We start from the raw sequence: 12,328 nt of genomic DNA, 5'->3' as shown, positions 1-12,328 counted from the left end.
TGGTGAGGACCTGCAATTTCCGTAAATAAAAAGGACCACGAATTGCGCTAATTGCACTAATACTTTTTAATTTCAACCGAGCTCGAAAAAGACGTTAGATATGAGACATTAGACTCGATTGTGGTGAGCACATACAATTTCCTGCAGGAAAAAACTGTGGAAATCTGCGGAAATCCATATTCAAATCTGTGTTTTAAAATTTTTTCCGCGTTTTCTGCACTTTCTGCGAGAAACCCATTCGTGAAATTCGCTGAGCTTTGCGAATAAATTGTAGAGAGAGGCTAGAGAAGAAAACATCAAAAGCCTGATCCATCAAGCTAATACTTACTTCGTGTAATTTGTGTCATTCGTGGACAGTTTGAGACATAAGACGTTAGACATTAGACATTAGACTGGTTTTCTAGTCAGGACCTGAAATTTCCGCCAGAAAAAAACTGTGAACTCTAAAGAAAAGCAATAGGGAGAAAATCATAAGGATGAAAACTTTGGGGTTATCACCAAAAACTCTACCTACTACTTCAAAAAATATACTCTTGATAGTCAAATAAATAAACCACATAAACGGAATTTTTTGGCTTTCAATGGAAATCTATAATTTATTTTTCTAACTTATTCGACAGAATTGTACCACTAACAGCTTTCAAACCATGCCAAGAGCAAAAACCAACCAAGACCGTAAAATTTTTGTGTTAGATACCTCGGTCATCCTATACGCCCACAACTCCATCATGAATTTTGCCGAACATGATGTGGTCATTCCGATTACTGTTTTGGAAGAGTTGGATCAGTTCAAAAAAGGAAATGACACCAAAAACTTCGAGGCTAGGGAATTCATCAGACTTTTGGATACCCTCTCTAAAGATCAGATGATCCATAACTGGACTCCACTGAATGGCAAAACCAAAGGGAATTTTAAGATCCACATGAATCCTGATAGCAGCATCAATGCTAATATGATTTTTGGGGAAGAAAAAAATGACCATAAAATTCTCAATTCAGCCCTACATCTCAAGCAGACCGAAAAAAACCGCCGGGTAATCCTCGTCAGTAAGGATATCAACCTCCGTCTCAAAGCCAAATCACTCGACATCCATGCCGAAGATTACGAAACAGGTAAAATCAAAAACCTTTCGGAAATCGAAAATACGGGTAAGTTTATATTAGATGGTATAGCACCTGAAGTAATTAACACACTTTACGATCAGCACTCAGTGGAAGCGAAGCATATTTTGGGCACGCGCAAGCGCAAATCCAATGCTTTCTATATCCTCAAAAGTGAAAAAAATTCAGTTTTAAGCTATTACAATGCCGAAGACAACCGAATCGAACGGGTAGATAAGCGATTGGCCTACAATATCAAACCAAAAAATGCAGAGCAAACATTTGCGCTCCATGCCATTTTAAATCCACGTATCAAACTGGTGTCCATTCAAGGGGTAGCTGGAACAGGAAAAACCCTATTAGCTTTGGCTGGAGCTTTAGAGCAACGGAGGGATTATAAACAAATATTCCTAGCGAGACCAATTGTTCCTTTAAGCAATAAAGATATTGGTTACTTACCGGGAGATATCAAATCCAAATTGAATCCTTATATGGAGCCACTTTGGGACAATCTAAAATTTATTCAAAACCAATTCAAAGAATCCGACAAAGAATACCAAAAAATCACCGAATTGGTCAACCAAGAAAAGTTGGTCATTCAACCATTAGCCTATATCCGAGGACGCTCCTTATCCAACATTTTCTTTATCATCGACGAGGCACAAAACCTTACGCCTCACGAAATCAAAACCATCATCAGTAGAGCCGGAGAAAACACGAAAATCATTTTCACGGGAGATATTTTCCAAATTGACACACCATATCTAGACAGCCAGAGTAATGGCTTGTCATACCTCATAGACCGAGTCAAGGACCATCCACTCTATGCCCATATCAAACTGGAAAAAGGAGAACGCTCAGAGCTGGCAAATTTGGCGAACGAGCTATTGTAAAAGGAATGAGGATAGGTGTTTTGGATTTTAGATTTTAGAAGGTGGATTTGATTTCGTTAAGTTTAGCATAAATTTCCAAAGTTCTATTTGCAGGTTCAGATTGATTGTCTTCTAATTAAACTTTGGAAAAGTTTCAATTCAACATCTTGCATTCTTGTCTAAAGGACATTAAGGGTTGATTTTACATTAAGAATTCTACCTCCTTTTTGATGATTGAGATCTTTTCTTTGCGCCTTTGTGGCTCAAAACACCGCGACTTTGCGTGAACCCTAATCCGTTTTTTCAGAATATTATTTTTCTGAAATAGCCAATAAATGATATTTTCAAACCATTAGCCATCATATTTTTTGAAAACAAAATTATCTACTGAAAAAAATTTTTAGAAATCTGAAACCTTTTCATCAACTCTGCTGTATATACTATGCTTTCGACAACGAACGAAGGTCAAAATTTCGAAATAAATAAAGGTTAATATACGGTTATGAAAAAGATGATTCTATTTACAGCGAGCTTTTTGTTGGGAAGCCAATTATTATTTGCTTCTACACATGAGGGAAGTAAAGCGGTAGCATTGGAGGAAATGGCAAAAGATCTTAAGATCGAAATCCTGGAACCTGCTACTAAAAAAACACCCTCCATCGTTTTTATCAACAAGTGCGGTGAGATTGTAGCTGAATTGTACGGAAACAGCAATGAACTGAATGAAAAATTTCAGGAGATGATTCAAAAAGGACATTTGATGTCGAAATCATCCAACTTATCAGTGTACTTAGTACAGTAGAAAAGTAAAAAGCTGATCAAATGATCAGCTTTTTTTGTTTTAACTTTCTGTAATGGTATTCAATTTAGCTAGGAAACTGTTATAGTACTGTCTCCCCACTTGGACAACATCCCCTGTTTTCAAAGTAATATCCCGGGTATTGAAACTTTCAATTTGATTCAATTGCACAATAAAGGATTTTTGAACCCGGAGGAACATCGATGGTGGTAATTTATCCTCCATATCCTTCATAGACTTACGGATGGTGTAATTTTTGGCTTTCGTGAAGATGGTAACCATGTTGCCATTAGCCTCCACGTAATAAATATTATCGTAAGGTACTCGCTCAAATGCATTATCTGACTTGATAAATACCGCATCTGTAACCAAATAGGGGCTTTCGTCCGCAGTTTTTACACTGACAGATTCTACAGAAGGTTTTACACGCTTATTATAGAGTACAATCTCTACTATAGCATGAATGTCATTTGTGTTGAAAGGCTTTACAATAAATCCTGCAGGATTGATACGTTTAGCACGCTCAATGATGGTAGGGTCAGAGTAAGAAGTCACGAATACTATCGGAACATCAACCATTTGATGTACAATTTCACCTAGCTCAATCCCATCTTTATCACCTTTCAACTTGATATCCATAAATACCAAATCAGGTTTATATTTCTTGATAATTTTGACGGCTTGATTAGCTGAATTGGCAATATCAATATTGATATACCCTAACAATTCCAATATCTCTTCGATATTCTCCGCGATGTTTACATCATCTTCAACAATAAGGATTCTTTCCTCTTTCATAAGTCCATTTGGGTTTGGCTAACCTAAAACTGATTGTACAAACAAGATTTTTATGTATACAAGAATAATATGCCTGTATATTTACGAAATTTTAAAACCTAAATCAACTAATCGGAGAAATATTCGAATAAATGATGGATTAAAGACTCATCATGTCTTTAAATCTTGCGGCTTGTCTTCGGCTGACTTCAATACGGTCTCCTCCTTTGAGTGTCACTACCAAGCCTCCATTAAACCAAGGCTCAATACCCTCTACCCAACTCAGATTGATGATATGCTTGCGACTTGCACGGAAAAAAGACTTTTCATCCAAACGCTCATCCAAGGCATTCAAAGACTTGTGAATCATGGGTTTAAAATTATCAAAATATACTTTGATGTAATTCCCATCTGACTCAAACAAGCGAACATTGGAAAGACGAACAAACCAGCAGCGATCCCCATCTTTTACAAAAACCTGATCGTTGAGAGTAAGTTTTTTACCAGTAGACTCGCTCACTTCTTGGGTGGATTTCTCAGCGTTTTCCTGTAATTTTTTTTGCAGTCGCTCGATAGTTTCGGCCAATCTTTTTGGCTCAATCGGCTTCAATAAATAATCCAAAGCATTCACTTGAAAAGCTTTGATCGCATACTCATCGTAAGCAGTCGTAAAAATCACATACGGCACGTTGTCCAATTCTTCCAATAAATCAAATCCCGTTTTCTCAGGCATTTGAATATCCAAAAAGACTACATCAGGCGATAGGGCTTCGATTTTCTCTTTGGCATCGTCCACGTTGTTGGCTTCACCGACAACTTCTACCTGCTCAAATTGGGAAAGGAGATTAATCAACTCTTTTCTTGCTAATCGTTCATCATCTATGACAAGTGCTTGCATGGTTTTTGTTAATTTTTAACCTAAGGTAAGGTTTTGTTTTGGAATTTTTATTTCAGTGATGACAAAATCACTTCCAGAATTGTATATTTTAAAGGAAGCGCGTTGCCCATATATTAATTTCAATCGTTGAATAGTATTGGTAATCCCATGGCCTTCTCCATTCTTTCGCTTAGGATTCACTGTGTTTTTTAACTGTCCTGAGTTTTTGACCTGAATAACCAAATCATCTGTAATGCCTTCAAAACATTTGATTTCAATAAGCCCTCCTTTCACCCGATTGGATATGCCATGCTTGATGGCATTCTCCACGATGGTCTGCAACATCATGGGAGGTATTTTGTAATCATAAGCTTCTGCCTCAATCAGGTAACTAACCTGCAATCGCTCCTCAAATCGGATAGTTTCCAAATTCAGGTAATCCTTGACAGTATTCAGCTCATTTTCAAAATCAATGACCCGTTTTTTGTCCATCATCAGGGAAAACCGCAAAATATTGGACAGTTGTGTGATAGCGATTTTGGCTTTTTTAGGATCTTCATCCACCAAAGCTCGTACTGAATTCAAAGCATTGAATATAAAATGCGGATTCAATTGACTCTTCAGATGATTCAGTTGAATCTCATTGATCTTAGCTTGGTACTTTAGTGTCTGATTGTAATTATCCAAAAAGTGGAACAAAAAGTACAACATAGCCCATAAGGCATAAAACAAGAAACTCACAAATGTATTGACTGCAATCAGCAGGGGTCTTAAATCCTCCTCCGGCTTCAATGTACCAAAGATGATGTTTAGAATAATCTGAGCTACCGTATTACCAAGGGACAACACGGTCAAGGCAATCAAGGTGTACGTTAGCAGGCGGCTAAACTCCAAATTGAACCAGCCATACTTTTTCACTACATGTCTGAGAAGATGTGTAGAGAACAAATAAACTGCTGCTAACGCCAAAAAGGCCCATACTTGAACACTTGTCAAACCCCTATCCAAGGATGCAAAAAATAAGTTGATCATCGCATAGCTAGACCATCCGAGTATTTGTAAGATCCAGTAGAGTTTGATTTTGTTCATAGTGCTTCAAATATACCTTGAGCTATGGAGTCTAAAAAGACCAATTTACAAAAGGGTACTGAATCGTAGATAACAGGTTATATGCTCATTCAAGCAAGTTCGGCACGTAGAAATTTGGCTGTATAACTCTTTGGATGCTGGGCTACCACCTCAGGTGTTCCTTGCACCAGAATGCTGCCGCCTCCATTACCACCTTCCGGTCCAAGATCTACCACATAATCCGCTACCTTGATAATATCCAAATTGTGCTCAATGATCAACACCGTATTGCCTTTGTCCACCAACTTTTGAAGTACCTGCAATAAGTGTTCAATATCCTGGAAATGTAGTCCCGTCGTGGGCTCGTCTAAGATGTAGAAAGTATTTCCGGTGTCCTTTTTGGATAATTCAGTAGCTAACTTCACCCGTTGGGCCTCACCACCAGATAAGGTGGTGGCGTGTTGTCCCAAGGTAATGTAACCCAAACCAACATCATTGAGGGTTTTGATTTTTCGGAGGATTTTCGGTTGATTTTCAAAAAACTCAACTGCCTGCTCCACGGTCATATCCAAGACATCGGAAATGGATTTTCCTTTGAAACGCACTTCCAAGGTCTCTCGATTGTAGCGTTTGCCTTTGCAGGTTTCACATGGGATATGTACATCCGGCAAGAAGTCCATCTCAATCAATTTCATCCCCGCACCTTCACAGTCCTCACATCTACCACCTTTAACATTGAAACTGAATCTGCCTGGCTTATACCCACGGATTTTTGCTTCCGGCAACTCCGTGAAAAGGGTTCTGATATCTGAAAATACTCCTGTATAGGTTGCAGGATTGGATCGTGGGGTCCTTCCAATGGGAGATTGATCTACTTCTATGACCTTATCTAATTGTTTCAACCCATCAATGGATTTATAAGGTAAAGGCTCCTTTTTGGAATTGTAAAAATGCTGATTGAGAATAGGATACAAGGTCTCATGAATCAATGTACTTTTTCCACTTCCAGAAACTCCTGTTACACAGATCATGGTACCCAAGGGCAATTTTAAATCCACATCCTGCAGGTTATTTCCAGAGGCTCCCTTCAACGTTAAAAAATGTCCATTTCCAGTCCTTCTTTGGGCAGGGATTTCAATTTTCAGGTCACCTGACAAGTACTTGGCTGTGGTACTTTTCTTCTGCAGGATTTCCTGAGGAGTGCCTGCTGCTACAATCTGACCACCATGCCTTCCTGCTCCGGGCCCTATGTCTACCACATAGTCGGCATCCAGCATCATGTCCTTATCATGCTCCACTACCAATACCGTGTTGCCCAGATCACGTAAATCTTGCAGGGCTTTGATCAACTTAACATTGTCCCGCTGATGCAGTCCAATGCTGGGTTCGTCCAAGATATATAAAACACCGACAAGTTGGGTGCCAATCTGGGTAGCCAAACGGATCCGCTGCGCCTCACCTCCGGAGAGGGTTCTCAAAGGTCTATTCAAGGACAAATAGTCCAAGCCAATATCCAATAAAAAGCCAATTCTTTTCCTGATTTCTTTCAAAACCTCTTTGGCAATGACATTTTGCCGGTCAGACAAACGCTCCTCCAGATTCTCAAACCAGTTGCCCAACGTCTGAATATCCATCATAGCCAATTCCCCGATGTGTTTATCGGCGATTTTGAAATGCAAAGCTTCTTTTTTAAGACGATACCCGTCACAATCCGGGCAGGTTTTGGTAATGGTAAATTCGCTGACCCATTGCTGTATTTTGTCGGAACCACCTTCCTGATACTTTTGAAGAAAATTGACAATTCCTTCAAAAGTAGTATTCCATTGCGTACCTGGGTACTTCACGGAATCTACAGCCACCTCAATTTTGTCCCCATACAATAGGACATTTAACACCTCTTCCGGTAATTTACCGATCGGAGTGCTCATGCTGCATTTAAAATGTTTAAGGATGGCTTCAATTTTTTTGAAAATCCAGATATCTCTATATTCTCCTAAGGGAGCGATCCCACCACGGGTGATACTCAAACTAGGATCTGGAATGATGCTTTCTTTGGTAATTTCCTCTGTCACTCCCAGGCCATTACAAGTTGGACAGGCACCATAAGGACTGTTGAAAGAGAAGGTATTGGGAGCAGGTTCATCATAGGATAAACCTGTGGTTGGGTCCATCAAATATTTGGAAAAATGATGGATAGCGCCCGATTCATCGCGCAGCATGATCACACCTTTCCCCAAATTCAAGGCAGTTTTTAAGGATTGGGAAATCCGGAAACGGTCCTCCTCCTCTGCTACTATGCGATCCACCACAATTTCAATATCATGGATTTTGTATCGGTCTACCTGCATTTTGGGTACCATCTCCATCACCACACCATCTACACGAACTTTGGAGTAACCCATTTTGCGTATTTGCTCGAATAATTCTCGGTAATGGCCTTTTCTACCTTTGACTACTGGAGCAAGGATGTATAACTTTTTTCCAGAAAAATTTTCAAATAATTGTTCGATGATTTGGTCTTCCGTCTGCCGGATCATTTTGATACCGGAAAGGTAAGAGTATGCTTCACCTGCCCGGGCATACAACAGACGCATAAAATCATAGATTTCTGTCACTGTACCTACGGTAGAGCGGGGATTTTTAGAGGTAGTCTTTTGCTCAATGGAAATCACCGGTGAGAGACCATTGATTTTATCTACATCGGGACGCTCCATACCTCCCAAAAATGAACGGGCATAGGCAGAGAAACTTTCCATATAGCGGCGTTGACCTTCTGCGTAGATGGTGTCAAATGCAAGAGAACTTTTTCCACTTCCACTCAGACCAGTAATGACCACCAATTTGTTGCGGGGAATGGAAAGGTCTATGTTTTTGAGGTTATGTTCACGAGCTCCAAAGATCTCGATATATTCTTGTTTTTGCTCCGTCAGGGTGTCTGTATCAGGCATGTAGGATTGTTGCATGGGATTCAAATGACAAAAATACGCATTATAAACTGCACATCACAGGGGATGCTAAAAGTAAAACTTGGAAAGGAAGACAAAGTTTGGATAGATGATTTAAAAATGGAATAAAGCAGAAGATCTATTCTTTCGTATTGGATTAGTCATGGAAGCCGCCTTATATCCTGCCATCCAATGATGTCCATAATTTCAACATTAAAGTCACTTTCAAAAATTCTAAAACAAACAGTTGTCACGACCTGATTTTTCTTGACACTTTTTTAAGAAGAATTATCTTATTTAAATGCCACCAAATATATCTCCGAACCTGTCTACCTCAGGTAGAGGTATATTTCAACTTTATTTCGCGCACTTTTGCTGAGCTTGTCGAAGCAAGCATATTTCAGGACATGTCAAACGTCTCCTGTCTCTTGATTCTTGTTTCTTGGTTCTTGGTTCTTGGTTCTTGTCTCTTGGTTCTTGTTTCTAAACTCTCGTCTCTCGCTTCTCGTCTCCTGCTTGCAGCAGGCAAGTCTCGCTTCCTCATACTTGGTACATGGTACTTAGTACTTGGTACAACTCAACTTACACTAATCCCAAACACCACCACGTTCCTCCTGAAATCAACCCCAGCAATCCATAGTACTTCAATACCATCATTCGGTTCATCCGATCGAGAAACCATAGAACTAAGACCGGTTTATACAATCCTGCTAGGATAGAAATCAAACTCCATCCAAGTAGTATCAAACAAAAATATCTAACTGCTTCTATCATCTTAGAATTGAAAAGGCATAAAAAAAGGAGCTCGAAGGCTCCTTTTATTTGATCAATTATTTTTTCCTTTTGATTTCCTGCATCATGTAGCCCTCAATGATATCGTCGATTTGGATATTATTGAAGTTTTTGATAGAAATACCGCATTCATAACCAGCCTTCACTTCAGCAACATCGTCTTTGAATCGCTTCAGCTGATCGATTTCTCCATCGTGGATGACGATACCATCACGGATAATGCGGATCTTATTTTTACGGGTAACATAACCATCAGTCACATAGGAACCTGCAACGGTACCAATCTTGGAGATTTTAAATACCTCACGAACTTGTACGTTACCTGTGATGATCTCCTCAAATTCAGGCTCCAACATACCCTCGATCGCATCCTTGATTTGATTGATCGCATCGTAGATGATGGAATAATGTCTGATTTCAATCTCCTCGTTTTCAGCAAGTTTCTTCGCATTTGAAGACGGTCTCACATTAAATCCAATAATGATTGCATCAGAAGCTGAGGCCAACAATACATCGGACTCAGAGATCTGACCTACCGCTTTATGGATGATATTTACAGAAACTTCTGCTTTGGATAGTTTCAATAAGGAGTCAGAAAGAGCCTCTACAGAACCATCCACATCACCTTTGATAATGATATTCAATTCTTTGAATGAACCGATAGCCAATCGACGACCAATCTCATCCAAAGTAATATGTTTCTTGGTACGCAAAGACTGCTCTCTCAAGATTTGCTCTCTTGAGTTGGCGATGTCTCTTGCTTCACGCTCATTGTCATAAACTTTGAAGGTATCACCTGCCTGAGGGGCACCACCCAAACCTAATACCTGTACAGGAGTAGATGGGCCTGCTTCCTTCATACGCTTGCCTTTGTGATCAAACATGGCTTTCACACGACCATAGTGAGGTCCAGCTAGCATGACGTCACCTATTTTCAAGGTACCCATTTGTACCATGACAGTAGCAACATATCCTCTCCCTTTATCCAAGGAGGCTTCGATTACTGTTCCGGAGGCATTTCTGTTCGGATTAGCTGTCAATTCAAGAATTTCAGCTTCCAACAATACTTTCTCCAAAAGCTCATCTACACCCAAACCTGTTTTTGCGGAGATATCTTGAGACTGATATTTACCTCCCCAGTCTTCCACCAATAAGTTCATATTAGCCAATTCTTCCTTAATTTTCTCAGGGTTTGCGTTTGGCTTATCCACTTTATTGATCGCAAAGATCATCGGTACACCCGCTACTTGCGCATGGTTGATTGCTTCTTTGGTTTGAGGCATGATACTATCATCCGCCGCAATTACGATAATCGCAACGTCTGTAATTTTCGCACCACGGGCCCGCATCGCTGTAAAGGCTTCGTGACCTGGTGTATCCAAAAATGCAATTTTATCACCATTGGTAGTAGTTACATCGTAAGCACCAATGTGCTGCGTAATACCTCCGGCCTCATCAGCAGTTACTTTCGACCTTCGAATATAATCGAGCAAGGATGTTTTACCATGGTCTACGTGACCCATGATGGTGACAATCGGTGCTCTATGCACCAACTCTTCTTCACTATCGATTTGTTCTACCTCATCAATTTCTTCATCTGGTTTGGAGAATTCTACTTCGTATCCAAATTCATCAGTGATGATAGTTATGGCTTCCGCATCCAATCGTTGATTGATGGAAACGAACATACCCAGAGACAAGCAGGTAGAAATCACCTCATTGACCGATACATCCATCAAAGATGCCAAATCGTTAGCTGAGATAAATTCGGTTACTCTTAGGATTTTGCTTTCCTCTTCGCCCTCCATCTCCTCGCGCTGACGCTCAGCACGTTTATCTCTTCTCTTAGATTTTCCGCCAGATTTGCCTCCACCTTGCAAGCGTGCAAGTGTCTGCTTGATCTGATCTTGGATTTCCTTTTGTGTAGGTTCTGCTTTTTGTACTCGGTTGGTGTTTGGAGCAGGACGCTGATTTCCACGTCCGCCTTGTTGAGGTCTTCTATCTCCAGGTCTTTGACCACCTTGTCCACCTGGTCTTGGACCACCTTGACCTTGACCAGCAGGTCTTTGGCCTTGACCCTGTCCTTGTGCAGGCTTATTGGCATCTCCTCCAGCTGCTGCCGGACGATCCCCTTGACCTGGTTTTTTATCAATTCTCTTACGAGGTCTTTTCTTTTTGTTGTCTTTGTTCTTCTCATCAGAAGACGCCACAGGCTTGCCACCTTTTTTCTTAGAGCGTTCATCAGGAAGTACAATTTTACCTAAGACTGTCAAACCTTTCAATGCATCAGCTTTGGCTGAAATCAGCTCCGTAGGAACATTTTCTTCCGCAGCAGGAGTAGTTGGAGCTACAACAGGCTTCTGCTCTACAACAGGTTTTGCTGGCTCAGCCGCTGGGGCTGTTTCCGCTTTTGCAGGAGCTGGCTTCTGAGAGGCAGTCGGTTGAACAGGAGTTTCTTTTACGCGAGTGTCAGGAGACTGAGGCTTCACAGCCTGAGGTTGAGGTGCAGCTTTTTCCTCCGAACTAGCAGTTTTTTGTTCAGGGGCTGGGCTTGGTGATGGAGCAGGAGCCGGTATTGGCTTGCTCGCTTCAGGTGCAGGAGCCGATTTGGGAGGCTCCACCTTTGCTTGAACTGGCTCAGGTGCAGGTTGCTCTTTTTTAGGATTCAAATCGATTTTTCCCAAAACCTTAATTCCTTGTAGCTTAGGTGCATCTACTGCAACTTTTTCCTTTTCTGGCTCAGGAGCTTTCTCTTCTTTCGCCACAGGAGCTACTGGAGCCGGCTTTGGTGCAGGCTTTGGTTCTGGTGTTGGCTCAGGTTTTTTCTCTTCCTTCGCCTCAGATTCTGCCTCTATGGTGAAATTTTCGTGATGACGCTTCCCAATATGCAAATGGGATGCTTCTTCTTTCTCCATAGCGGAAGATTTGAATTCCTTGGCCAACATATTAAACTGCTCTATGTTGATTTTAGAATTCGGGTTGTTTTCTACATCGAAGCCTTTTTTGCCCAAAGAATCTACCAATGTGGAAATCCCCACATTGAGTTTTCTGGCTACTTGGCCCAATCGCATAGTTTTATCTTCTGACATACGCTAAA

Annotated in this window: 8 protein-coding genes; 2 read left to right on the top strand and 6 right to left on the bottom strand. The window is 40.7% G+C overall.

Annotation, left to right across the window (positions count from 1 at the left end; translation table 11 throughout):
- The first annotated feature begins 647 nt into the window (after positions 1-647).
- Together ACXIUD_RS09250 and ACXIUD_RS09245 are read left to right on the top strand one after the other, a co-directional pair.
- On the top strand, positions 648-1,994 hold the full coding sequence (locus ACXIUD_RS09250; RefSeq protein WP_458052346.1) for a PhoH family protein: 1,347 nt from the start codon (positions 648-650) through the stop codon (positions 1,992-1,994).
- 481 nt (positions 1,995-2,475) lie between these two features.
- Positions 2,476-2,775 carry a hypothetical protein gene (locus ACXIUD_RS09245; RefSeq protein WP_458052345.1) on the top strand — a complete coding sequence of 100 codons (300 nt, stop codon included), beginning with the start codon at positions 2,476-2,478 and terminating at the stop codon, positions 2,773-2,775.
- A 39-nt stretch (positions 2,776-2,814) separates the two neighbouring features.
- Here the strand turns inward: ACXIUD_RS09245 and ACXIUD_RS09240 are convergent, their stop codons facing one another.
- From ACXIUD_RS09240 to infB, 6 genes are all read right to left on the bottom strand, one after another.
- Entirely contained in the window at positions 2,815-3,570 is a 756-nt protein-coding gene (locus ACXIUD_RS09240) for a LytR/AlgR family response regulator transcription factor (RefSeq protein WP_458052344.1), read from the bottom strand.
- Between the two features lie 139 nt (positions 3,571-3,709).
- Positions 3,710-4,447 carry a LytR/AlgR family response regulator transcription factor gene (locus ACXIUD_RS09235; protein ID WP_458052343.1) on the bottom strand — a complete coding sequence of 246 codons (738 nt, stop codon included), beginning with the start codon at positions 4,445-4,447 and terminating at the stop codon, positions 3,710-3,712.
- Between the two features lie 15 nt (positions 4,448-4,462).
- Positions 4,463-5,515, bottom strand: coding sequence for a sensor histidine kinase (locus ACXIUD_RS09230; RefSeq protein WP_458052342.1), 1,053 nt, complete (start codon positions 5,513-5,515; stop codon positions 4,463-4,465).
- 89 nt (positions 5,516-5,604) lie between these two features.
- Positions 5,605-8,457, bottom strand: a complete 2,853-nt coding sequence (gene uvrA / locus ACXIUD_RS09225) for an excinuclease ABC subunit UvrA (protein ID WP_458052341.1) — start codon at positions 8,455-8,457, stop codon at positions 5,605-5,607.
- Positions 8,458-9,021: 564 nt separating this feature from the next.
- A complete protein-coding gene (locus ACXIUD_RS09220) occupies positions 9,022-9,213 on the bottom strand; it encodes a hypothetical protein (RefSeq protein ID WP_458052340.1) in 192 nt (63 codons plus the stop codon).
- A gap of 56 nt (positions 9,214-9,269) precedes the next feature.
- Positions 9,270-12,320, bottom strand: a complete 3,051-nt coding sequence (gene infB / locus ACXIUD_RS09215) for a translation initiation factor IF-2 (RefSeq protein WP_458052339.1) — start codon at positions 12,318-12,320, stop codon at positions 9,270-9,272.
- Between the last annotated feature and the right edge of the window lie 8 nt (positions 12,321-12,328).

The sequence above is a fragment of the Mongoliitalea sp. genome, assembly GCF_054166905.1.
This window is presented reverse-complemented; position numbering and strand designations above follow the sequence as displayed.

What these genes read in the sequence shown, in the direction of transcription:
- ACXIUD_RS09220 (WP_458052340.1), bottom strand. Translation starts at nt 9,213, where the DNA reads ATGATAGAAGCAGTTAGATATTTTTGTTTGATACTACTTGGATGGAGT.
- ACXIUD_RS09230 (WP_458052342.1), bottom strand. Translation starts at nt 5,515, where the DNA reads ATGAACAAAATCAAACTCTACTGGATCTTACAAATACTCGGATGGTCT.
- uvrA (WP_458052341.1), bottom strand. Translation starts at nt 8,457, where the DNA reads ATGCAACAATCCTACATGCCTGATACAGACACCCTGACGGAGCAAAAA.
- ACXIUD_RS09250 (WP_458052346.1), top strand. Translation starts at nt 648, where the DNA reads ATGCCAAGAGCAAAAACCAACCAAGACCGTAAAATTTTTGTGTTAGAT.
- ACXIUD_RS09240 (WP_458052344.1), bottom strand. Translation starts at nt 3,570, where the DNA reads ATGAAAGAGGAAAGAATCCTTATTGTTGAAGATGATGTAAACATCGCG.
- ACXIUD_RS09245 (WP_458052345.1), top strand. Translation starts at nt 2,476, where the DNA reads ATGAAAAAGATGATTCTATTTACAGCGAGCTTTTTGTTGGGAAGCCAA.
- infB (WP_458052339.1), bottom strand. Translation starts at nt 12,320, where the DNA reads ATGTCAGAAGATAAAACTATGCGATTGGGCCAAGTAGCCAGAAAACTC.
- ACXIUD_RS09235 (WP_458052343.1), bottom strand. Translation starts at nt 4,447, where the DNA reads ATGCAAGCACTTGTCATAGATGATGAACGATTAGCAAGAAAAGAGTTG.